Origin of the sequence: Halosolutus gelatinilyticus, from assembly GCF_023028105.1 — an archaeon.
Classification (GTDB): domain Archaea; phylum Halobacteriota; class Halobacteria; order Halobacteriales; family Natrialbaceae; genus Halosolutus; species Halosolutus gelatinilyticus.
Genome location: NZ_CP095491.1, coordinates 2,447,519 through 2,469,693, shown reverse-complemented (window position 1 = coordinate 2,469,693; position 22,175 = coordinate 2,447,519). Strand labels below are relative to the sequence as shown.

Sequence of the window (22,175 nt, the reverse complement as noted above, 5' to 3'; positions counted from 1 at the left end):
TCGGCGACGGGCGACCGAGCGCGCGAACCGAGAATCAGTCGTCCGCAGCGGCCGCGTCGTTCGAACGACAGGCGTCGACGTCGCCCTCGATGCTCGGCGGGTACTTCCCGCGATCGAGTTTCAGGTCGGATTGGGGTCGCGCCATGCAGGTGAGTGCGTACGCCTCGGCTTCCGCCTCCGTGAGTCCGCGGGCCGCGGGCTGGGTGACCTCGCCCTCGACGATTTCGGCGGAACACGCCAGACACATCCCGACCCGGCAGGAGTACTCCTGGGCGATCCCCTCCTCGAGACACCGGCTGAGAATCGTCTCCTTGTCCGAGCAGGTGATGGTCTCCCCCGTCCCGACGAATTCGACGGTGTACTCTGTCATACCGCTCGCTACGAAAGACCCCACCAAAACTCTTTATTACAATTTTGTCGATACAGTCACGACAGATAGCAGGACAGCCTGGACGATCGTCGCCGCCGATCGGGCGATGCACGAATCGGCGATGGCTGCGAGTCGAGAGCGCGGTCAGTCGATCGACCGGAGCGGCGGATCGTGTTTTCAGCGTCGCGACACAACGACCATAAAACGTTTTCTTACCGCGGTGTGCACACTGCTGGTATGAGTACGCAGGAGCAGTCCGCCGCCGCCACGCCCGACCGGCACTCGCCAGACGTCGTCGTGGTCGGGGCCGGGACTGCGGGATGTTACGCCGCAGCGACCGTCGCACGAGAGGGGTACGACGTCGTCATCGTCGAGCGCAAGTCAGAGGAGGAGGCGGGCCACATCGCCTGCGGGGACGCGCTCAAGGGCGCCGACGCCTTCCCCGAGTCGATTCCCAAATCGCAGATCGAACCCGCGTTCACCAACACCGACGTCGACCACGGCCGGTTCGAGATTCCCCAGGAGGACACCGTCCTCGAGATCCCGGTCCCCGGCGAACTGGCGGTCATCGATCGGTGGGAGTACGGCCGGCGCATCATCGAGGGCGCGAAGGACGCCGGCGCCGAGCTGCACTACGACACCGTCGTCCAGAACGTCACCCAGGACGACGGTGGACGAGTAACCGGCGTCGAGGCGATCCACAAGGGGACGCCCCGGACCTACGAGGCTGATATCGTCGTCGACGCGGCCGGCTCGCTGTCGGTGCTCCAGGACAAGGTCGATTTCGCCGGCTCGACGTTCGACACGAACGTCAACTACACCCACTTCTGTTCGGCCTACCGCGAGATCGTTCACGTGGAAGAACCGGTCGAGTGGTCCGACGCGCTGGTGTTCAAGCCGACCGAGCGGGCCGCGGGCTACCTCTGGTACTTCCCGCGGACGGAGACCGAGATCAACGCCGGACTCGGCTTCCAAATGACCGAAGAACCGATGAAGCTCGTCGAGGACTTAAAGCGCGACCTCGAGAGCCGCGCCGAGTTCGACGGTGCCGAAGTCGAGGACAAACTCGGCGCGGCCCTTCCGACCCGCCGGCCCTACGACTCCGCGGTCCACCCCGGTTACATGGCCGTCGGGGACGCCGCCGGCCACGTCAACCCGACCACCGGCGGGGGAATCGCCGGTGCCGCCTACGCCGGCAAGTACGCCGCCGAGCAGGCGATCGAAGCCCTCGAATCGGGCGACGTCAGCGAGGCCACCCTCTGGCGATACAACGAGCGCGTGATGGACCACTTCGGCGCTCGCTACGCCGCGCTCGACATCTACAACATCCTCTCCACCGCGGTCGACGTCGACGATCTGATGGGACTGCTCGCCGCGATGCCCGGCGAGAAACTCGCCGAGGCCCTGTATTCGGGGAGTGCGAGCATCGGTCCGAAGCTCGCCGTCGAATCGCTCATGCAGAGTCGCGGCTACTGGGGGACGATCTGGACGCTGTTCAAGACGAAGCGCCGCGCCGACGAGCTCCTCGACCTCTACGAGAACTACCCCTCCCACCCGGGCGCCCTCGAGAACTGGCAGCGGCGCCGCGACGACCTGATGGAAGCCGTCTACGAGACGACCGGGGCCGATCCGAAGTATTAGAAACGAAGTTTTGCTCTGCGGGTGCGCCGAAGGCGCACCCTCGGCAAAAATTCGATTAAAAGCACTCCTCCTTCTGTTCCGAGCGCGAAGCGCTCTCCACATCAGTCGTCGGCCCGCTCGCTCGTTCCACTCGCTCGCGGTACGGCGCTCATGTGGACGCCTGCCCTTCCCCGGATCGCGCGCCCCTCACAGCGTTCGGGCCACGCTTTCGGCCGGATAACTCTCGTCTCTCTACGGGCGCTCAGACCACCGATCGAGATCAAAGATACCTTTCTCTGTTAGATATCCCACATCCCAGTCACTCGAGGCCGGAACGTACGAAGGGATGTTTCGCAAGGTGCCGCGATCGGTATCTCGCGATTCAAAGCGGTTTCAGAACCGCTCGACCGATTGTTGATCGGTGACCGACTGACTGAACAGTGATCTGGCGCCGATTCTCGACCTCGGTTTCAGGGCCGATCGCGACCGATCCGTTCGATCGCGCCGGTGAGCGTCTCGATGCCGTGGCCGATGCTCGCCTCGTCGACGTCGAACGTCGCGGTGTGGTGGCCGCCGGGGTGATCGGTGCCGACGCCGACGTAGCACGCCAGCCCGCCGTTTCGCTGCACCTCCTGCATCAGGTAGGTTGCGTCCTCGCTGCCGCCGAGGGCGTCGCGTTCGATGACGGTTTCGACCCCCGGCGTCTCGCCCGCCGCATCGGCGACGATCGAGACGAGGTCGTCGTCGCTTCTCGCGCTCGGGGCCTCCGCGCCGACTTCGATCTCGACCTCGCAGTCATGCATCTCGGCGGCGCTACGGAGGACGCGCTCGGCCTTCTCGGTCATGTACTCCATCAGGTCGGTCGTCTCGCCGCGGACCTCGATCTGCATGTACGCGTCCTCCGGGATGACGTTCGACGCGCTCCCGGCTTCGATGACGCCCGCGTTGACCCGCGTCGCGCCGTCGTTGTGACGGGGGATGCCGTAGAGGTTCTGGACTGCCGTCGCCATGGCCTGAGCCGCGTTGCGGCCCTGTTCGGGGTGGCCGCCCGCGTGGGCCGACTCGCCCGCGATCGTCGCGTCGAGGTGGCGAACGGCGAGGAAGCCGTCGATTCCAGCGACGATCTCGCCGGTCGGGTGGTCGAGGCCGACGTGGAGGGCCAGGAGGTAGTCCACGTCCGCGATGTGCTCGCTTTTCGCCATCGACTTCCCGCCGCCGATGACCTCCTCGGCGGGCTGGAAGAACACCTTCAGCGTCCCCGAAAAGTCGCCCCTCGCGATTCGCTCCAGGACGCCGATCCCGATCGTCGCGTGGGCGTCGTGGCCGCAGGCATGCATCGCCCCCTCGTGTTCGGATCGGAACCCTTCCGCCGCGGGGACGTGCTCGCGGTCGTCGCTCTCCGGACGCGGGAGGCCATCGATGTCGACCCGGAGGCCCACGGTCGGCCCCTCACCGCGCTCGAGGACCGCGACGGCGCCCGTCCGTCCGCCCTCGAGGTCGGCCAGGACGTCCTCGTCGACGCCCGCTTCACGGGCCCGGTCGTACCACGCCGCCAGTTCGGCGTCGTCCGGAACGCCCATCCGCTCGTCGGTGGCGATCGCGTCCGGCCCGACGTAGAGGGCGTCGAGGTCGAGGCGGGTTTCGAGTTCCTCGACGATCCGGGCGGTGGTGTAGAACTCCCGCCACGCGGGTTCCGGTTTCCGGTGCAGATCTCGGCGCAACGAAACGAGGTCGGCTGCGGTCATACCCGAAACGTGGATCGGCGCACCAATAAGTACTCACGTCTCTCTCGCCGGTGGACGGCGCCGCGATCGGTTCGGCGATCGCGATGCCGATAGCGCCGACGAGTGCCGAGAAAGCCGCGTCTAGTTCCCGCGACCGGCGCCGTGGATCTGTTCGACTTCGGCCTCGATGTGAACCGAGTCGGGAAAGTTCTGCTCCGCGATATTCCGGGCGAGGTTGTCGTGGCCGTGAATCTCGAGCACCCGCGTGAAGACGGTGTACTGCCACGAGGAGAACTGTCGTTCGTCGTCGCCGTGGAGCCGGGCGTATTGCGGTACCGACAGTTTTTCCGGCGGATGGGAGTGCGGTCCTTTCAGCGCGGCCCCCTTTCGCTCGGCGGTGGACTTGATGTCGTCGACGATCGCGTCGAGCGCGGCTCTGTCGCCGCTCTGGAGCGTAAGGCGGGTGACGAAGGTCATGGCTGTGTTGTGCAATCGTCCACGGTCAGCGCGTAAAAACCTGCTGAGATACGTCTACGCAGGACGAACAGTCCGATATTCTCTTAACGTCGCACCCGTTATTTCGGGTAATGGCAGTCGAAGCTACGAGCGCAGGCGCAATCCTCTTCCGCGACACGCGGGGCCGGCGCGAGTATCTTCTACTCAAGAGCCGCCCTGGAGACTGGGAATTCCCCAAGGGCGGTGTCGAAGGAGATGAAGAGCTACAACAGACGGCGATCCGCGAAGTAAAGGAAGAGGCAGGTATCGACCAGTTCCGACTCATCGACGGCTTCCGCGAGGACTACGACTACGTCTTCGAGGCGAACGGCAAGACGATCCACAAGACCGTTCACCTCTTCATCGCGAAATCCTACGAGGCGAGCGCGGAACTCTCGAACGAACACCGCGACCTCCAGTGGCGCGACTACAAGCAGGCGGTCAACACCGTCACCCAGGACGGGCCGCGGGAGATCTTAGAGGAGGCCCACGTGTTCCTCGATGACCTCGCGGAAGAAGAGGAGATCTAAGTCGATCACCGGCGGCGATCGACGGGGCGAGTAACGCGGCGCTCGACGCGCGGGCTGTCCGCGATCGGGGCGCCACGCTGGCGTCCCGTCCCCACCGCGGTCGATCCGCGCGTATAGTGCTCACTGAACGCAAAGGCAATTTTATAGATGCCGGGTACATCCGTGATGTACGAACCGCAATGATCGAAGACAGTATTCGGTATCCGGTGCAGGGGAGCTGGGCGAAGCGGATCGGGATCGGCGGCGTACTAGCCGTCCTCTCGATCTTTCTCCTGCCGGCGTTCCTCCTGGCCGGCTACAACGTTCGCGTGATGAGAGAATCGATCGCGGGGAGCGACACTCCGCCGAAGTTCGATCGGCTGGGAGACATGTTCGTCGACGGGCTCAAGGCGGCTGTCATCGGGATTGCCTACGCGATCGTTCCGACGGTCGTCTGGCTGGTGGCGGTATCAGGCCTCGTCAGACTCGGCAGCCTCGGCGGCGACGGAGCGGCCGCGGTGTCCGTGATCGGCGTCCTCCTCATGGTATTGCTGATGATCCCGCTCATGCTCCTGATCGGCTACCTCATCCCGGCGGCGATGGCGAACTTCGCGAAGGAGGACTCCATCGGCGCGGCGTTCGACTTCGGGACCCTCAAACCGGTGTACCTCGGGGGCGACTACGTGATCGCGGTGGTGGTCGCGGTGGGCGTATCGATCGCGCTCAACGTCGTGACGACGATCCTTAGCATCACGATCGTCGGTCTGGTCCTCGTTCCGTTCCTCTTGTTCTACGGCGCCATGGTTTCGTCCCGGCTGTACGCCGCCGGGTTCGCAAAGTCGCTGGACCATCCGTCGTCCGAGTCCGTCCCGTCGGCGCCCGCCGTACAGTAAGCCGATCGTCGATCGCGTAGCGTTTTTACCGGCCCGAACCAAGAGCGGACGTGATGGGGGACTCGTCCGAGTTCGGCTTCGAACTTCGTACCTGCCGGTGGGTCGAGCGAGAGTGGCCGACGGCCGCCGAGGATGATTCGGATTCGACGGCGATCGTCGTCGCCCGCCAACTCGGGACGAAGCGGCGGCGCTGGGACACGATCGTCGTCGAGTGCGATCGCGAGGCGCTCGAACGCCGCGCCCGATTCGGACCGGAACGACTCGACGGCGACCTCCTCCACGTCGTTCGCAACGCCCCCGCAGAGTGGGCGTTCTACCGCGACGCGCTGCCGCACCCCGGCTACCCGTGGCGGTACGTCCGCGAGGCGATCCATCAGGCTGACGACCGCGGCGTCGTCGAGACCCGCCGGAACGGTAACCGGATCGAGATCCGTCGCAAGTGGTCCTACCCCGACTGGGTCGATCGGATCGTCGCGATCGAGAACAAGCCCGACCTGGATAGGAGCGCCGCGCGGGCGCTGGGGAGCCAACTCGAGCACGACGTCGCGATGGCGCTGGCCGACGAGGTCTGGGTCGCCACCCGGCGAACGGACGAGCGCGTCGAGCCGATCCTGTTCGAAGACCTGCCGGTCGAAGCCGGCGTGCTCGCACTCGATCCTCGGGACCTCGACGCCGAGGTGGTCTGGCACCCCCGATCGCTCGCCGTCGACGATCCCGGAACTCGGATCCTCGAACGCCCGGCCGGGGGTGATCGAGACGGCTCCGCGGCCCGATTCGAGTACGTCGATCCGGACGAAAAGGCAGAGACGAGGCTCGAAATCGCCGAACGGACCTACGAACGCGGCTGGCGATCGTTCGTCGAGACGATGCGCCCGGACTGTCGTCACTTCGAGTTGCGTGCCCGCGCCGGGGAGCAGCTCGTCCCCCGCTGTTCGGTCAAGGATCGATCGCAGACGGCCGCGGAGTGTTCCGGTTCCTGCCCCGAGTTCGAACCCGAACCGCCCGCGTGGCGCACGCGCGGCTGGCCGATCGAGGGCGGGCCGGGAAAACGGTGCCGACGGCTGCTCGAGAACCGTCGTCGCCGACGGCGGCCCGGGTTGTAGGAGGGCAGCCGTGGACGACCCGCGCCCGTCAGGTGGAAACGTCGACGTCGAGTTCCTCGCGCGCCACCGCCAGCCGGAACGTCGGGACGGTCCGGTACTCGACCTCGACGACGCCCTTGCGCCGCAGACTCTGGAGGCCCGATCGGACGTCCTCGGCGTCGGGGTCGACGTCGTACTCGTCCCGGAGTTTGTGCAGGACCGAGACGACGCTCTCGGATTCCTCGTCGTGACCGGCTAGTACGGCGACGATCTGCGCGTGGAGTTCGGGGACGCGGATGCGTGAGGGGACGCCCTCGGCGTCGGGATCGCTCTCGATGCCGGGTTCGACGTCGACGAGGTCGGCCGCCTCGGCCGTCGCGCGGATCAGGCTGTTGTCGTCTCGGAAGTAGTAATCGCCGAGTTCGTTCTCGAGGTACTGGTGGACCTCGCTACCGCTGTCCATCTCCCACCGTTCCTGCAGTTCGGCGTTCTTCGTCGGTTGGAGCTCGACGACGTCCGCCAGCCGATCTTTGGCCTCCTCCGAGAGGGTCATCGTCGAATCGTATGCGGATGCGCTACTTTTGCGTTGCGTCCCGCCACCGTCGGCCTCGAGGAGTCACGCCGATTCGAAGACGAACAATCCGTTACCGGTAGCCACGATCACGACGCCTTCGGCGATCGCGAACGTGGACCCGGCGTGCCCCTCCAGGTCGTAGGCGTCGATCCGATCGCCGCTCGCGGCGTCGAACCGAAGCAGTCGGGCGTGACCCCGCGATCGGTCGCTCGGTTAGCCGCCGGATTTGCGTTTCGAATCGAAATGTCCTTCGGCCGGACAGTCGCCGCCGGTGACTGCGCGTTACAAGCCTGCGGAGGGCGAACGAAGGGTATGGCGAGCACAGTCAAACTCAACGAGATCAGCGAGCAATTCGGCGAACTCGAGTACCCGATCACCGCGGACGCGGCTGCGACGGAATTCGAGGACGTTACGCTCCTCCTCGCCGACGGAGAGCGAAACCTGGGAGCGCTGATCGCCCGCAGCAACAGTTCCCGGTTCGAGTCGGCCGACGACCTCGAGTCCGAACTGCACAACGTGTTACCCCGCGAGGCGGTCGGCGAACCGTATCAGTCGGAAGGCGAGGGCTAGGTGCCCTCGATCAAACGGGTTGCTTAAGTCGCTCGACCGCCGTAGCCCGGACAACGATGGAATTCTGCGACGAATGCGGCTCGATGATGAAAGCGGAGGACGGCCGCTGGCAGTGCGGGAGTTGCGGGTTCAGCAAGCCGAAAGGCGACGCCGCCCAGTACACGGTCACCGAAGGCCAGGAGGCAAGCGAGATAATCGAATCGTCGGAGGAGACGTCGCTGCCGGAAACCGACGCCCACTGCCCCGAGTGTGGCAACGATCGCGCCTACTGGTACATGCAACAGATCCGATCGGCCGACGAGTCCGAGACGCGCTTTTTCATCTGCACCAACTGCGAGTACAAGTGGCGCGAAGACGATAACTGAACGTCTCTGCGATTCTCGGCCAGCACCTCGATCCGAGAGCCGGTGGTCCGACGGGGCCGGTGGGGAGCCGCCGCGTCCGGCGACTCGTCGCGACGATCGGCGACGAACCGACCGGACGCCTCGCAGGTGCGAACGCGCGGAAAAGCGGGGAGAACGTGTCGCGTCGGAACGGCGGGTGCCTGCGCAGTTCCGGTGACACGATCGGTGGTAGGTGGCGTGCCGGCCGCGGCGGGGTGCCAGTGCCGCGTTCCGGCGCGCGGGGATAGGTGGCTGGTGAGACTCGGCGCAACCAACGTCCGGGGGGTACGCTGGTAGGTCACTGTCTCGAAGTGAGCCGTTCTCGAACGGCATCCGTTCGTTGCATTGCTGCCAGTAAAGCGGCATCGCCTAGATTATTTGGTATCGGCGCGCCGGCCCCCGTTATTCGTTTCGAGCGAGCGTCAAGTATCCAGTGTGTCCGACGGGTGCCGTCGACGGACGGGTGCCCCGATCGTCGACGTCCAGCTCCCGCTGGATCGTCTCCCGGGTCCGAACGTTCGCCAGTCCGACCTCGCGGGCGGTCTCGACGACCTCTCGAGTCGACTCGACGAACGGACTGTAGACCGCGACGAAGCCCCCGTCGACGAGCAGGTCTGACGCGCGGGCGACGATCGACGGCGCGTCCGCGGTGTCCAGGGTGAGCACGTCGAACGAGTCCGGGGACGACGCGAGGTCCTCGAGTTCGTCCGTGACGTCGCCCGTTCGCACCTCGATGTCGTCAGAAACGCCGCCGAGGGCCATGTTCTCGCGGGCGACCGCGGCGAAGTCGGGGTTTTGCTCGTAGGTCACGACCGACGCGCCGGCGCGGGCCATCGACGCCGCGAGGACGCCCGTTCCGGTGCCGGCGTCGAGCACTCGATCGCCGCGCGAGACGCCGGTCTCGCCGATCACCAGGCCGACGTCGCGGGGGACCATCGGCGCGCCCGTCCGCTCGAAGTGGTGAAACAGGTCGGGTCCGCGCAGCCGGCGCACGCGAAACTCGTCGCCGAGGTGGGTCTCGATCGTGTCGCCGGGTTCGACGTCCACCGGCACCTCCAGAACGCCGAGGTCGGTCCCCATCTCCTCGCCCGGTTCGACGAGAAACTCGCGATCGCCGCGAACGAGGAGCACGGGGTCGCTCACGTCCGTCACTCGAGCGATTCGACCGCGGCGGCGAGGTCGCCGTCGTTCGCCTCGAGCGCCTCGCGGGCCTCGTCCTCGCTGACGCCGGTCCGCGCGGCGACGAGTTCGACGTCGTCGTCCGGAATCTCCGATCCCGCGTCGGCGCCAGCGCCGGCGTCCGCACCGGCATCACCGCCGGCACCGGCCGCGCCGGATTCGACCTTCTCGGGCGAGCCGATGACCTGGTAGGTCTCCTGGCCGCGGGCGTCCATCTTCGTGACGTCGGCGTCGCTGAAGACGAGGTCGTACTCCTCGGTCCGGATGATGACCTCCTCGGCGTCGATCTCGTCGACGTCGATCCCCATCTGCTTCATCATCTGTTCCATCTTGCGCGGATTGAGTCCGCCGCCTCCTCCAAACATACCCGACACGTCGGCACCCGCAACCTTTTACCTTGTCGTTCCTTCGAACGAGTTCGCGCCAGCGCCGACGAAAACGTGCCGGTCGCGACGGACGCGAGCACTAATTAGCGGTTCACACGAAAAGGTCCCGCAACGCCCGTATATCGGTTCCCGTAACTGAAACGGTCTTTCAGCGATTAGCGATCGCCCTTCGCGGGCGCGCCCTCGCGCACGTTCACCGCCATCCCGGTGTTGAAGTCCGCGATCGAGTCAGCGTCGAGTTCCGCGCGGCCGACGGCGAGCAACTCACCGCGCTCGTGAGTGACGAGTACCTCGTCGCCCGGGCGGATCTCGGGGCCGGCGTCGACGACGAACTTCGCGAAGACGTTCTTGCCGTCGCGGACGAAGGGGTCGCTCTCGTCGTCGACGACGACGCGGTACGCCGGGAGGTCGAGGGCCGCGTCCAGTCGAAAACCGCCCTCGAGCCCGAGGGTAAACCGGCCGTCGACGCCGAAGGAGACGAGTCGCCCGTCCTCGCAGTGGACCTGTTGGGGCCGCCCCGAAGTCGTCCGCTTGACCGTCAGCGACTCCTCGCGCGGAAACAGTGCCTCGCCCGCACCCGCGCCGAACTGGTAGTCCGCGATCGTCCGAAGCTGGTCTACCCCCGCGCTCCCGTCGGCAGGATCCGTCATCGATCGTCGTTCGACGCGGGCGCTCGAAAGCCCTTCGACCTCGCCGCGACCGCGATCGGTCGATCCGCGTTCGATCGAACGTGTCGACGTACGATATAGACTGACTGTCGTCACGAACGATATATATAGCACGAGGCAGTATTCGGCCCCTGAGATGGACCTCACGCAGATCGCCCTCGGCGTGGCCCTGCTGGTCGTAAGCACGCTCACGTTCGTCGGGCCGTCCGTCCTCGAGTCGCACGCGCTCGTCTACGCGCTGACGGGGGCGACGTTGCTGATCGGCGCGGGTGCGCTGGTCGTTTGTTTCGCGACCGATCAACGCGAGTAGGCGGATCGAGCGCCGGCCTGCGGGCGGCGCGCTCAGAGCAGGAACGTTTCGGGACGCTCGCCGAGATCGAGGAACGACTCGGCCTCCGCGATCAGTTCCTCCGCGGTGGAGGATTTGAACGCCATCACTTCGATGCGGACGCCCTCGTGGCGAAGGTGCGAGCAGAGCCGCGAGAAGTCGCCGTCGCCGGTACAGAGGACGATCGTATCGACGTGGTTGGCGAGCGTCACCGCGTCGAGGCTCATGCCGACGTCCCAGTCGGCCTTCTTCGAGCCGTCGGCGAACGTCTTGATGTCCTTGATCTTCGTCTCGAAGCCGATGTCGACGAGCGCGTCGAAGAAGCTCTCCTCTTCCGGCGCGTCCGCCCGGATGACGTAGGCGATCGCACGCGTGAGCTGGCGGTCCTGGACGGCCTTCTCGAGCAGCGCGGAGTAGTCGATGTTGCGGCTGTGAAGGCTCTGTGCCGTATGGTAGAGGTTTTGGGCGTCGACGAGCACGGCGACGCGCTGGCCTGGGTGAATCTCGGTCACGTGCTAGGGTGTTGGAGTCGACCGTAAAAAATCGCGCCGGTCCGCCGATCGACCGTGACCGCGGGGATCCTCGTCGACAGTCGAGTCGCGGAACCGATCGTCGCCCGGGCGGCCGTCGCCGGTCAGCCCCGGAGCTTCTGGATTCGCTTTTCGGTCGGCGGGTGAGTCGCGAACAACTGCGCCAGGACACTCTTGTTCGAGTTGAAGATGCAAAGGGCGCTCACGCTATCGTCGACGACGGACTCGCGCCCTTCGGCGCCCCTGGAGATCTTTTCGAGGGCGCGCGCGAGCGGGTCGCCGCTGCCGATGGCCTGGCGTGCGTCGTCGTCGGCGACGTACTCGCGGTACCGCGAGATGGCGAGCACGAACACCATCACGAGCATCTGCGCGAGGTTCGAGAGGACCATGCCGACGATGATGCTGCCGAAGCCGCGCTCGTTGCTCATGATGTACACCATGTACGCGACCCAGCCGACCATCATCGCAATCGAACTGCCGACGACCATCGCGAGGACGTCGCGGTTCTTGATGTGGGCGAGTTCGTGCGCGACGACCCCTTCCAGTTCGTCCCGCTGGAGGTGGCGGATGAGTTCCGTCGACACCACGACGACGCCGTTGCCCTTCCGGCCGGTCGCGAAGGCGTTCGGAACGCCCATGTCCATGACCAGGAGCTTCGGCTTCTCGATGCCCATGTCCCGGCTCAGGGACTCGGTCATCCGGTGGATGGCGGCGTACTGACCCTCCTCGGGCATCGGTTCGGCCCGCCTGGTCGCGGACCAGACCCCGATCTTGTACTGGATCACGGGGAGGACGAGCAGGCCGAGCAGAACCAGCGGCCACGCTCCGGGACCCAACACCGCCAGCCCGAACGCGCCGACGAGCATGTAGAACGCGAACAGGATCGATCCGACGATCGCCATCCGCACTTTCAGTCCGAAGTCAGTCATACGAGACGGTAAGTAACGAAATGGGATAAATTACGCGAAACTGTATGTCGGATGGCATCACGCCGGTCGTTGACCGAAGACACAACCACTAAGTCGGTTCGTTTCCGTCTGTCGAGTATGCGCCGCGTCGCTCACCCGACGATCGACCCCGCCGTGAGCGGCGCCGCCCTTCGCTTTTCGAAACGCAAACGCGCGTGAATGCGCTCGCGGCGGGAGTGGCACCCCCGTCCCGGGCGCGGCCCGGATACGCGCGATCGATCAATAACTACTACCCGACCGCTGACCCATACACATCCAACCGATCACGAGGATTCGACACGCATGAGTTCAGATATCGACCTTTCGGGCGTCTTTCCGGCGATGTGCACGCCCTTCGACGAGGACGAACGGATCGACTTCGAAACGCTGCAAACCGACGCCCAACGGCTCGAAACCGCGGGCGTCGACGGACTCGTTCCCGTCGGCTCCACCGGGGAATCGGCCACGCTGACCCACGACGAACACGTCCAGGTCGTCGAGGCCGTCATCGAGGCCGTCGACGACGTGCCCGTCATCGCGGGCACCGGTTCGAACAACACCCGCGAGGCGCTGGAGCTGTCCGAGCGCGCCGCCGACGCCGGCGCCGACGGTCTCCTGTTGATCTCGCCGTACTACAACAAGCCCGAACAGCGCGGCCTGATCGAGCACTACCGGACGATCGCCGACGCCGTCCACCTGCCCCAGATCGTTTACAACGTCCCCTCCCGGACGGGCCGCAACATCGAACCCGACACCGCGATCGAACTCGCGAGTCACGAGAACATCGTCGGTTTCAAGGCCGCGAGCGGCGACCTCGGTCAGATCGGCGAGATCACCGAGCGAACGCTCGACAAGGACTTTGCGGTCCTGTCGGGCGACGACGCGCTCACCCTGCCGATCGTCTCGGTCGGCGGCACGGGGACGATCAGCGTCGCCGCGAACGTCGAACCCGAGCGCACGTGCGCGATGGTCGGCGCGGCGCTCGACGGCCACTACGAGCAGGCCCGCGAACTCCACCACGAACTCGGCCCCCTGTTCAGGGAACTGTTCGTCGAGACCAACCCCATCCCGGTCAAGGAAGCCATGCAGATACGCGGCTACGGCCCCGCCCGCCTGCGCCCGCCGCTCACCCGCCTCGCCGACGAGTACCGGGAGGGCCTCGAACGCGTCCTCGCGGACCTCGAAGACGAGTCCGTGACCGTCGCGAGCGCCGACGCGGGAGGCGATCGATGACGGTCCGGCTCGGCGTCACCGGCGCGACGGGCCGGATGGGACGGGAAGTGATCGCCGCGGCGGCCGATCACGAGGACTGCGAGGTCGTCTTCGCCGTCAACCGCGATCCGGGCGACGAGACCGTCGACGGCGTAGCCGTCGAGCCGGCATCCGAGTTCGACTCGCTGCTGGTCGATCGGGAACCGACGGTCGTCGTCGACTTCACCGGCCCCGACTCCGCCGTCGACTACGCTCTATCGTGCGCCGACGCGGGCGTCGCGTTCGTCACGGGGACGACCGGGTTCGACGAGGACCAACGCGGGGCGATCGACGCCGCGGGCGACGAGATCCCCGTCCTCCGCGCGCCGAACTTCGCCCGCGGGGTGCAGGCCCTGTTGAACGTCGTCGGCGAAGCGGTGCGGAGCCTACCGGGCTACGACGTGGAACTCGTCGAAACGCACCACAATGCGAAGCGCGACGCGCCGAGCGGCACCGCGAATCGGCTGCTTGAGGAGATCGAAGCCAACGGCGACTTCAGCGGCCGAACCCACGGCCGCGAGGGTGACGATCCGCGCGACGGTGCCGAGATCGGCGTCCACGCGCTCCGCGCCGGGAACGTTACGGGCGAACACGAGATCGTCCTCGCGGGCAATCACGAGGAGGTCCGGCTCACCCACCGCGCCGAGGACCGGGGCGTCTTCGCCGCCGGCGCGGTCGACGCGGCGGTCTGGATCGCAGGACGGAAGGCGAGGCGTTACGAGTTTTCGGACGTGATCAGCGAATGAGTGCACTACAGGACGAAATCGAACAACTGTGGACACAGTATAACGACGGCGAAGTCGGCGCTGACTCGGCCGGCGAGGACGAGTACGCGACGCTCGAGGCGTTCCTCGACGCGCTCGAGGCCGGCGAGATCCGCGCCGCCGAGAAGCGCACTGACGCGTGGGAGGCCAACGAGTGGGTCAAGCAGGGCATCCTGCTCAACTTCGGCCTCCGATCGATCGGTCAGTACGAACACGGTGGCGTCACCTACAACGACGTCCTCCCGCTGGCGGATACGAGCGGCTACGGCGATCGGAGCAGCCGCAACACGCCGGACGGTACGGTCGTCCGCCAGGGCGCGCACGTCGGCTCGAACTGCATCCTGATGAGCCCAGCGTTCGTCAACATCGGCGCCTACGTCGGCGACGGCACGCTCGTCGACTCCTGTGACACGGTCGGCTCCTGCGCCCAGATCGGCGAAAACGTCAAGCTGGGGGCGAACACGCTGATCGGCGGCGTCCTCGAACCCGTCGAAAACGCGCCGGTCATCGTCGAAGACGACGTCTCGCTCGGCGCCGGCTGCCGCGTCACCAGCGGCTTCGTCGTCGGGGAGAACAGCGTCGTCGGCGAGAACACCCTGCTGACGCCGCGAATCCCCGTTTACGACCTCGTCGAGGATGAAGTACTGTACGGTGAGCTTCCGGCCGATCGGCGCGCGTTTACCCGCTTCGTCGAGTCCTCGATCAGCGGCCACGACCTCTTCGACGGTGGCGCGTACAAGCCTGCCGTCGTCGCGACCGACCTCGAAACGGAGACGCTCGAAGCGACGGAACGCGAGGAGGTGCTGAGAGAGTGAGTGAGTCCGCGGACGGCGAGAGATCGAACGTACGTTCCGACGGTGACGGCAGCGACGGTGGCGGCGAGAATCCCGCAGTCCGGCGGCTCGACGATTGGGACGCCGATCGGCTGCAGGCGCTCGTCGACGACTACGGCTCGCCGCTGTACGTCCTCGACCTCGATCGCGTCCGGGAGAACCACCGGCGCGTCGAGGTGGCGTTTCCCGACGCCGAGATCATGTACGCGGTGAAGGCGAACGCGGTTCGGGGCGTCCTCGCGGCGGTCCACGAGGCCGGCGCCGGGCTGGAGTGCGCCTCTGCCGGCGAGGTCAAGCGATCGCTCGAGGCCGGCGCGCCGGGCGCCGACGTCCACTACACCGCGGTCAACCCGCCCGCTCGCGACCTCGACTGGATCGTCGACGCCTGGGCGGACCACCCCGACCTGACGATCACCGCCGGGGCCGAGGACACGATCGATCGCCTCGCCGATCGCGGCTACGACGGCCGGCTCTGTCTTCGGGTCAACACCGGCATCGGCGCCGGCCACCACGAGAAAGTAGAGACGGGCGCCGAACCGAAGTTCGGCGTGCCGATCGAGCGCGCCGTCGAGGTCCTCTCGGACGCCGCCGGTCGTGGTATCGACGTGGTCGGAATCCACGCCCACGTCGGCTCCGGCGTCTCGAGCGACCAGTTGGAGGCCCACCGGAAGTTCGTCTCGCGGATGGGTGACCTGGCGAGAGACGTGAACCGGGAACTCGACGGCGACGGCCTCGAGTTCGTCGACGTCGGCGGCGGCTTCGGCGTCCCCTACCACGAGGACGAGGAGCCGCTCGATCTGGAGGCCGTCGCCGAGGCGACACGCGAGGCGATCGGCGGGATCGACGCGGCGCTGACGATCGAGCCGGGCCGGTATCTCGTCGCCGACGCCGGCGTCCTGCTGACCGAAGTCAACACCGTCAAGGACGCCCGGGAGACGACCGCCGTCGGCGTCGACGCAGGGATGACGACGCTGATTCGACCCGCGATGTACGGCTCCTACCACCCGATCCGAAATCTGACGGCGGACACCGCACCGGCCGAGTCCGCGGCGGCGCCGGCACGCGGAACGACCCCGCAGACGATCAGCGGCCCGATCTGCGAGAGCAGCGACGTCTTCTGTGCGGACCGCGAACTGCCCAAGAGCGAGCGCGGGGACGTCCTCGCGATCGGCAACGCCGGCGCGTACGGCTACGAGATGGCCACCCAGTACAACTCGCGTCCCCGGCCCGCCTCGATCGTCCTCGACGGCGACGCGGCGCGACTCTCCCGGCGTCGGGAGACGTTCGACGACGTGACCCGCCTGGAGCCCGACGCGCACGGCGCGGGAGACGCGACCGCGCGAACGAACCGAGAGAGCGATAACGACCACGAGGAACGATAGCACGATGACCGTCCCATTCCAGAAGTACCACGGCACCGGCAACGACTTCGTAATCATCCACGCGGACGAAGCCGTCCCCGACAGGGGCGCGCTCGCGGAACGCGAGTGCGATCGAGACGACGGCGTCGGTGCCGACGGCGTCCTCTTTCTCGCGCTCGAGGAGGGGTTCACCCCGCCGCGCGTCGTGATGACGCTGGTCCAGCCGGACGGCGCCACGGCGCCGATGTGCGGCAACGGCGCCCGGTGTGCCGCCGAGTGGGCGATGGAGCGGACGGGCTCCGACAGCGTGATGATCGACACTCAGGCGGGGACCCTGCGGGCCGATCGGTCGGACGCGGACGACATCGTCATCGAGATGGGGTCGCCGACGTTCGACCCCGAGAAGGTCCCCGTCGAGGCCGACGAGCAGGTCTTCGAGACCGAGATCGAGGGCCTCGAGGTAACGATGGTCAACACCGGCGTCCCCCACGCCGTCGCGTTCGTCGACGACGTCGACGAGGTCGACCTCGGGGCGGCCGCACCGCCGGTGCGCCACGCGGACGTCTTTCCCCGCGGGACGAACGTCACGGTGGCCAGCCCGGACGGCGACGGCGGCTTCTTCCAGCGCACCTACGAGCGCGGCGTGGAGGGCGAGACGGACTCCTGTGGCACCGGCGCGGTCGCGATCGCCGTCGTCGCGCGGCGACTCGGGCTCACCGACGCGGACCCCGTCCGCGTCCGGCCGCCGGGCGGCACCCTGCGGGTGAGCTTCAACGAACGCGGCCACGCGACGCTCGCCGGCCCCGTCGAACACGAGTTCGACGGCGAGATGACGATCGAATCGCCGACCAGAACGTGACTCGAGAACAGTGACGGGACGCGATTCCACCGCCGACGCCGGTACTGGTTCTGACGCCGAGACGGACGAGTACGCGAGCGAGCGCGCGGCCGATCGGCCGTTCGATCCGATCGCCTTCCTCGAGACGGCCGTCCGGCACCCCTCGAACGATGGCGTGGGGCCGATGCGCGAGTTCCTCTGCCAGACGCTCGAAGCGCAGGGCGTCGCGCCGCGGGTCGACGACGACGGGAACGTGATCGCGCGCCGCGGACCGGCGAACGCCGACGCGCACGTCGTTTTGAATACCCACATCGACACTGTCTCGCCGCACGTCCCGTTCGAGCGCGACGGCGGCGGGCCTGACGGCGAGACGGGTGACGGCGACGAAATCGCCGCGGACGTCATCCGCGGACGCGGCTCCTGCGACGCGAAGGGGCCGCTCGCGGCGATGCTCGCGGCCTTCTTCGCGATCGATCCGTCCCGGGGACGAGTGACGCTCGCCATCACTCCCGACGAGGAAGTGCTCTCGACCGGCGCGTACGCGCTCGTCTCCGGCGACGAATCGATCGCCGCGGGCGCGGACGCTGTGATCGTCGGCGAACCGACCGGTCTCGACGTCTGCACGGCGGCGAAGGGGCGATTTCAGGGGACGGTTCGCCTCACCGGCGCGAACGCCCACGCCGCCGAGCCGCAGTCGGGAACGAACGTGATCGCGGCGCTCGAGCCCGCGCTGAAGGCGACCCGAACCTTCGACGAGCGCGCCGATGCGCCGCCGACACACCCGCAACTCGGCGCTGCGACGCTCACGCCGACCGTCGTCGAAGGCGGGGAGTCGACCAACCAGGTGCCGGCCGACTGCAGGCTGACGATCGATCGGCGTAGCGTCCCTCCGGAGACGGGCGAGGCGTTCCGCGAGGCGCTGACAGAGCACCTGCGGACGACCGTTCCCGAGGACGTCGGCGTCGAGTTCAGCTTTACCGATCGGCCGACGCCGTTTCTCGAGGCCTGGGACACCGATCCCGACGCGCCGGTCGTGAGTCTGCTCGCCGAGGCCGCGGAGAGCGACGTCCGTCCGTTCACCGCGGCGACGGAGGCCTCCTACTTCGCGGCGGACGCGCCGACGGTCGTCTTCGGCCCCGGCGTGCTGGCCGACGACGAGGGCGCCGTCGCCCACGCCCCCCGGGAGTACGTCCGCGTCGCGGACGTCGAGGCCGCGGCCGCGGCGCTCGAAGAGACGCTCGCGGCGATCGTCGAGTAGCGCGTTCCCGGCGACCGCCGTTTCGATCGCCTCGATCGAGAACACTATCGTCCGTCCCGGCGGGGGAGGAGGTATGACTGAGCCGACGGTTCGAGAGTTGACGTCCAGAGCCGAGTGGATCGGCGCCTTTCCCGTGATGCGACAGTTGCGAACGCACCTCGACGAGGCGGCGTACCTCGACTACCTCGATCGGATGACCGAGAACGGGTACCGGCTGTTCGGCCTGTTTTCGGACGACGAACTCGTCGCGCTCGCGGGCGTCGACGTCTCGGTCAACATGTACTACGGGCGGCACCTGTGGGTATGCGAGTTGATCACCGACGCCGACCACCGATCGGAGGGGTACGGAAGGCGCCTCTTCGAGCACCTCGTGGAGTGGGCCGAGGGGATGGGATGTGAGAAAATCGCCCTGTCGTCGGGGGTACAGCGCGAAGAGGCCCACCGGTTCTACGAGGAGCGCGTCGCCATGGATCGCGCGAGCCACGTCTTCACGCGGAACCTCGATCGGTAACGGAGCTACCGCCGGGTTGAGCGCTCCGCGATCGATCCCTCACCCTCCAGATACGCCAGCACGTGCTCGTGTTGCGGCCCGCGATCCTCGACGAGCGTGTCGGAATCGAGTTCGGGGATCGCGTCGACCGCCGTCAGGTAGCTCATACAGCCGACGCGGTAGGAGCCGTCCGGATCGATCGGCTCGCCCTCGACGAGCGCGCCGCCGTCGGTCGATCGCGACGGGCCGTCGGCCACGATCTCCCCCGCCGTCTCGTGGTCCAGCCCCGTGCCGCGATCGACGATCGCCGCCATCGTCCGACCGTCGACGCGGTGGACGTGTAGCATGGAACCGAACGGAACGACGCCGATGACGTCTCCGCGCGTGACGTCCCCGGGGAGCCCGTCGCGGACGGACCCTCGAGCCACGAGACCGACGGCGGCAGTTCCACGCTCCCGGTACGCGCGAGCGACCGTCCGCGCCGTCGTCGCGCGATCGATCGGCTCCGGCAGCGTCGTCACGACGTCGGCGAGTCCGGTGGCGTCGTAGCGCTCGCGGTAGGCCGATTCGATCCGTTCGTGGCGGGGTTCGTCGTCGATCGCACACACCTCGACCGCGGGCGGATCGGTCAGGCGGACGACCTGGAACGCACCCGCCTGTCCGCCCTCGGTGCGCGCGACGAGCGTGCCGTCGACCCGTTCACGGACGCGCTCGTGGTCGTGGCCGCCGAGGACGATGTCCGCATTGGTCTCCGCAGCGATCGTCGAATCGAGCGGCCCGCAGTGCGAAAGGACGACGACCCGCTCGCAGCCGCGGGACCGAAGCCGATCGCTCGCCGCGCGAACGGCCGTCACCGGATCGGTGAATTCGACGTCGAGGTCGATCCCGGATATCTCGGCGGTTCTGGGATCGGTGACGCCGACGAGGCCGATTCGCGCGTCAGCGACCTCGACAACCGCACTCGGCGTCGTCGCGCCGTCCGGAAGTCCCTCGACGTTCGCGAGGAGGTGGCGTCCCGGCGTCGTCCGCACCCACGCGGCGGCCCGATCCGCGCCGTAGTCGAACTCGTGGTTCCCGAGGACGTCGGCGTCGGGATCGATCGTCTCGTACAGCGGCCGGGCGAGTTCGCGGCCCTCCTCGCTGACGAACGCGAGCGCACCCAGCGCCGTCGTGTCGCCGGCGCCGACGACGAGCGTCCGATCGTCGCGCCGCGCGCGCACCGCGCCGGCCAATCGGCCAACCCGTTCCGGGTCGTCGTAGATCGTCTCGAGGTCGGCGACGTGGACGAGTCGCGGGACCGTCATGCTCGCCTCTCAGTCAGGATAAGTGATAAGTGATAGGTCTCCGGATTCGGTTGGCGCCCGCTGCACCGCCGATCACCGCGCTTCCCGGGACGACGCCGGTCCGCGGTTCCGATCGGGCCGGAACCCGCCGTTCTCGCAAGTTGCAACGTAAGGGCACGCGAATTAGTACCGCGATGGTTCAGTTCAGGTATGGCATCGATCCCGGACGACTTCCAGAACCTGTTCGAAAAGCAGACGTTCGCGCACATCTCCACCCTGTTGCCGAACGGTGCGCCCCACGTGACGCCGGTGTGGATCGACTACGACGCCGACGCCGATCGGCTGCTCGTCAACACCGAACGCGATCGGCGCAAGGAGAAGAACGCTCGCAACGATTCGCGGGTCGCAGTGAGCATGGTCGATCCCGACAATCCGTATCGAATGCTCTCCGTGACGGGCGAGGTCGACGAGATCACGACAGAGAACGCCCGCGAACACATCGACGAACTGGCCAAGCGGTACATGGGCGAAGACGAGTACCCGAACCCGATCCAGACGGAGCGGGTCATCATCTCGATCGAACCGGAGAACGTGCGAGCTTTCGAGGCGTAGCCGGTCCGAGTCGCGACGACCTGGGTTGCTGTGCGGTTCTGGACGGGGGTTGCGGACGGGACTCGTCGCTCGATGCGGACGAGCGATTCCCCGTTCGGACGCCGATCGAAGCGGCGCGTACGAGGGTTTTATTGCGCTGACAGTTTCTCGTGACGATCGTTCAATAGCTCGCGTATCCAGACGGCAAATCCGTGGTCGCGTCCGTACGTCCAGACCGCGAGTTCCTGGGTTACGTCGGGCAGATCCGTCTCTTCGATGCCCGCTGCGACGACCGATCGATTGTCGACCATGAGCAGTTGGCCGGGCCACTCCCCGTACACCGGATTCGTCGTTTCCAGGTCGCTCGCCACGACGACGTCCGCGTCGGGTACCGCTTCGCGAAGGCGCTCTCCGAGATCGTCGGTCGAAACTTCGACGACGACCTCGACGCCTCGATTAGCAGCCTGGTCGAGGTGTGTAAGGATCGATCGTTCGACCACCTCCTCGGTCACGATGACGTAATGAATCTCGTCTTCGGCGGCGTCCAGAAAGAGTTCGATGCGCTCGGTTACGTGGTCCGGCTGGGTGATCGCCCACATCCCCTCGTCGTCATCGGTTTCCGGCTCTTCCACCTGTTGTAACGCGTTTTCCGCGGCGTTTATCCGAGAATCGTAGTCCTCGCGGATCCGGCGTACTGCCATCTCGATCGGTACGGCTTTGAACTCCCGCGGATCGGATTGCTGGATCTCGACGAGCCCCCTTCGTTCGAGCCCTTCGATCGTGTCGTACACCCGCGATCGAGGAATATCCGCAACCTGGCCGACTTCCTTCGCCGTCCCGTTCGATATCCGAGTCAGCGCGACGAAGCACCGCGCCTCGTACTCCGTCAATCCCAGCGCTTCCATCGCGAGGACCGCTTCCTGCGTCGCGGACATATCCGGGGTACGGCGTGAACGCGGAAAAGTGGGGCGGCGAGTTATGCGGCGTTCGACGCCAGCAACTGAAAATTCCCTTCGCCGCAGGGACATCCCGCCACGTTCCCGATCGGGATGATCCGCCCATCAGACGTTTGCCAAACGGCGAACGCGCGACCGCACGTCTCGCAGCGAGCCGCCGCCCTCGTTTTTGCGGCCATCGATTCGAGTAAAGCGAGATGATAATATAATAATATTGGTGTTATCCGGATAACAGCAGCTTCGTTTTTTCGATCGAAGTACACGAGGGGACCGGAAGCGGACGACGCGGAGA

Annotated in this window: 26 protein-coding genes; 15 read left to right on the top strand and 11 right to left on the bottom strand. The window is 66.8% G+C overall.

Annotation, left to right across the window (positions count from 1 at the left end):
* Positions 1–34: 34 nt before the first annotated feature.
* Complete coding sequence (locus MUH00_RS12225; RefSeq protein ID WP_246998903.1) at positions 35–370, bottom strand: 2Fe-2S iron-sulfur cluster-binding protein; 336 nt, start codon at positions 368–370, stop codon at positions 35–37.
* Between the two features lie 237 nt (positions 371–607).
* On the opposite strand from MUH00_RS12225, the gene MUH00_RS12220 reads away from it, so the two are divergent.
* Positions 608–2,011: a geranylgeranyl reductase family protein gene (locus MUH00_RS12220; RefSeq protein WP_246998901.1), complete on the top strand. Its 1,404-nt coding sequence runs from the start codon at positions 608–610 to the stop codon at positions 2,009–2,011.
* Between the two features lie 449 nt (positions 2,012–2,460).
* Here MUH00_RS12220 and MUH00_RS12215 read toward each other — a convergent pair whose 3' ends face one another.
* Together MUH00_RS12215 and MUH00_RS12210 are read right to left on the bottom strand one after the other, a co-directional pair.
* The gene (locus tag MUH00_RS12215; protein ID WP_246998899.1) at positions 2,461–3,735 is read right to left on the bottom strand and encodes an amidohydrolase; all 1,275 of its coding nucleotides are present in this window, start codon (positions 3,733–3,735) and stop codon (positions 2,461–2,463) included.
* Positions 3,736–3,855: 120 nt separating this feature from the next.
* Positions 3,856–4,191 carry an uS10/mL48 family ribosomal protein gene (locus tag MUH00_RS12210; protein ID WP_246998897.1) on the bottom strand — a complete coding sequence of 112 codons (336 nt, stop codon included), beginning with the start codon at positions 4,189–4,191 and terminating at the stop codon, positions 3,856–3,858.
* 110 nt (positions 4,192–4,301) lie between these two features.
* On the opposite strand from MUH00_RS12210, the gene MUH00_RS12205 reads away from it, so the two are divergent.
* The 3 genes from MUH00_RS12205 (at position 4,302) to MUH00_RS12195 (ending at position 6,714) form a co-directional block, all read left to right on the top strand.
* On the top strand, positions 4,302–4,739 hold the full coding sequence (locus MUH00_RS12205; RefSeq protein WP_246998895.1) for a bis(5'-nucleosyl)-tetraphosphatase: 438 nt from the start codon (positions 4,302–4,304) through the stop codon (positions 4,737–4,739).
* Between the two features lie 179 nt (positions 4,740–4,918).
* Positions 4,919–5,611, top strand: a complete 693-nt coding sequence (locus MUH00_RS12200) for a DUF4013 domain-containing protein (protein WP_246998893.1) — start codon at positions 4,919–4,921, stop codon at positions 5,609–5,611.
* Positions 5,612–5,664: 53 nt separating this feature from the next.
* Positions 5,665–6,714, top strand: coding sequence for a DUF5787 family protein (locus MUH00_RS12195; RefSeq protein ID WP_246998891.1), 1,050 nt, complete (start codon positions 5,665–5,667; stop codon positions 6,712–6,714).
* 28 nt (positions 6,715–6,742) lie between these two features.
* Here MUH00_RS12195 and MUH00_RS12190 read toward each other — a convergent pair whose 3' ends face one another.
* Positions 6,743–7,246 (bottom strand): DUF5797 family protein, encoded by a 504-nt coding sequence (locus tag MUH00_RS12190; protein WP_246998889.1) that lies wholly within the window; start codon positions 7,244–7,246, stop codon positions 6,743–6,745.
* A 333-nt stretch (positions 7,247–7,579) separates the two neighbouring features.
* Here MUH00_RS12190 and MUH00_RS12185 point away from each other — a divergent pair, with 333 nt between their 5' ends.
* Both MUH00_RS12185 and MUH00_RS12180 read left to right on the top strand, forming a co-directional pair.
* Complete coding sequence (locus tag MUH00_RS12185) at positions 7,580–7,837, top strand: DUF5789 family protein (RefSeq protein WP_246998888.1); 258 nt, start codon at positions 7,580–7,582, stop codon at positions 7,835–7,837.
* A gap of 56 nt (positions 7,838–7,893) precedes the next feature.
* Complete coding sequence (locus tag MUH00_RS12180) at positions 7,894–8,202, top strand: transcription factor S (protein WP_246998887.1); 309 nt, start codon at positions 7,894–7,896, stop codon at positions 8,200–8,202.
* Between the two features lie 420 nt (positions 8,203–8,622).
* Here MUH00_RS12180 and MUH00_RS12175 read toward each other — a convergent pair whose 3' ends face one another.
* The 3 genes from MUH00_RS12175 to MUH00_RS12165 all read right to left on the bottom strand — a co-directional run bounded on the left by MUH00_RS12175 (position 8,623) and on the right by MUH00_RS12165 (position 10,435).
* A complete protein-coding gene (locus tag MUH00_RS12175) occupies positions 8,623–9,372 on the bottom strand; it encodes a methyltransferase domain-containing protein (RefSeq protein WP_246998886.1) in 750 nt (249 codons plus the stop codon).
* Positions 9,369–9,764, bottom strand: coding sequence for a nascent polypeptide-associated complex protein (locus MUH00_RS12170; protein WP_246998885.1), 396 nt, complete (start codon positions 9,762–9,764; stop codon positions 9,369–9,371). Before MUH00_RS12170 ends, MUH00_RS12175 begins: the two co-directional genes overlap by 4 nt.
* A 176-nt stretch (positions 9,765–9,940) precedes the next feature.
* Entirely contained in the window at positions 9,941–10,435 is a 495-nt protein-coding gene (locus MUH00_RS12165) for a PUA domain-containing protein (protein ID WP_246998884.1), read from the bottom strand.
* A 154-nt stretch (positions 10,436–10,589) separates the two neighbouring features.
* On the opposite strand from MUH00_RS12165, the gene MUH00_RS12160 reads away from it, so the two are divergent.
* Positions 10,590–10,763, top strand: coding sequence for a hypothetical protein (locus MUH00_RS12160; protein ID WP_246998883.1), 174 nt, complete (start codon positions 10,590–10,592; stop codon positions 10,761–10,763).
* A gap of 32 nt (positions 10,764–10,795) precedes the next feature.
* Here MUH00_RS12160 and MUH00_RS12155 read toward each other — a convergent pair whose 3' ends face one another.
* Positions 10,796–11,293 (bottom strand): LabA-like NYN domain-containing protein, encoded by a 498-nt coding sequence (locus tag MUH00_RS12155; RefSeq protein ID WP_246998881.1) that lies wholly within the window; start codon positions 11,291–11,293, stop codon positions 10,796–10,798.
* Positions 11,294–11,415: 122 nt separating this feature from the next.
* On the bottom strand, positions 11,416–12,240 hold the full coding sequence (locus MUH00_RS12150) for a M48 family metallopeptidase (protein WP_246998879.1): 825 nt from the start codon (positions 12,238–12,240) through the stop codon (positions 11,416–11,418).
* Between the two features lie 321 nt (positions 12,241–12,561).
* On the opposite strand from MUH00_RS12150, the gene dapA reads away from it, so the two are divergent.
* The 7 genes from dapA (at position 12,562) to MUH00_RS12115 (ending at position 19,074) form a co-directional block, all read left to right on the top strand.
* Positions 12,562–13,491 (top strand): 4-hydroxy-tetrahydrodipicolinate synthase, encoded by a 930-nt coding sequence (gene dapA / locus MUH00_RS12145; protein ID WP_246998876.1) that lies wholly within the window; start codon positions 12,562–12,564, stop codon positions 13,489–13,491.
* Positions 13,488–14,255 carry a 4-hydroxy-tetrahydrodipicolinate reductase gene (dapB, locus tag MUH00_RS12140; RefSeq protein WP_246998875.1) on the top strand — a complete coding sequence of 256 codons (768 nt, stop codon included), beginning with the start codon at positions 13,488–13,490 and terminating at the stop codon, positions 14,253–14,255. Before dapA ends, dapB begins: the two co-directional genes overlap by 4 nt.
* On the top strand, positions 14,252–15,088 hold the full coding sequence (locus tag MUH00_RS12135; RefSeq protein WP_246998873.1) for a 2,3,4,5-tetrahydropyridine-2,6-dicarboxylate N-succinyltransferase: 837 nt from the start codon (positions 14,252–14,254) through the stop codon (positions 15,086–15,088). Before dapB ends, MUH00_RS12135 begins: the two co-directional genes overlap by 4 nt.
* A gap of 110 nt (positions 15,089–15,198) precedes the next feature.
* Positions 15,199–16,488: a diaminopimelate decarboxylase gene (gene lysA, locus MUH00_RS12130; RefSeq protein ID WP_247003954.1), complete on the top strand. Its 1,290-nt coding sequence runs from the start codon at positions 15,199–15,201 to the stop codon at positions 16,486–16,488.
* A gap of 4 nt (positions 16,489–16,492) precedes the next feature.
* The gene (gene dapF, locus MUH00_RS12125) at positions 16,493–17,326 is read left to right on the top strand and encodes a diaminopimelate epimerase (RefSeq protein WP_246998871.1); all 834 of its coding nucleotides are present in this window, start codon (positions 16,493–16,495) and stop codon (positions 17,324–17,326) included.
* Positions 17,327–17,336: 10 nt separating this feature from the next.
* On the top strand, positions 17,337–18,563 hold the full coding sequence (locus MUH00_RS12120) for a M20 family metallopeptidase (RefSeq protein ID WP_246998869.1): 1,227 nt from the start codon (positions 17,337–17,339) through the stop codon (positions 18,561–18,563).
* A 73-nt stretch (positions 18,564–18,636) separates the two neighbouring features.
* Positions 18,637–19,074 (top strand): GNAT family N-acetyltransferase, encoded by a 438-nt coding sequence (locus MUH00_RS12115; protein ID WP_246998868.1) that lies wholly within the window; start codon positions 18,637–18,639, stop codon positions 19,072–19,074.
* A gap of 5 nt (positions 19,075–19,079) precedes the next feature.
* Here MUH00_RS12115 and MUH00_RS12110 read toward each other — a convergent pair whose 3' ends face one another.
* The gene (locus tag MUH00_RS12110) at positions 19,080–20,357 is read right to left on the bottom strand and encodes a 5'-nucleotidase C-terminal domain-containing protein (protein WP_246998866.1); all 1,278 of its coding nucleotides are present in this window, start codon (positions 20,355–20,357) and stop codon (positions 19,080–19,082) included.
* Positions 20,358–20,546: 189 nt separating this feature from the next.
* On the opposite strand from MUH00_RS12110, the gene MUH00_RS12105 reads away from it, so the two are divergent.
* Entirely contained in the window at positions 20,547–20,948 is a 402-nt protein-coding gene (locus MUH00_RS12105) for a PPOX class F420-dependent oxidoreductase (protein WP_246998864.1), read from the top strand.
* Positions 20,949–21,076: 128 nt separating this feature from the next.
* Here the strand turns inward: MUH00_RS12105 and MUH00_RS12100 are convergent, their stop codons facing one another.
* On the bottom strand, positions 21,077–21,862 hold the full coding sequence (locus tag MUH00_RS12100) for a TrmB family transcriptional regulator (RefSeq protein WP_246998862.1): 786 nt from the start codon (positions 21,860–21,862) through the stop codon (positions 21,077–21,079).
* Positions 21,863–22,175 lie beyond the last annotated feature (313 nt).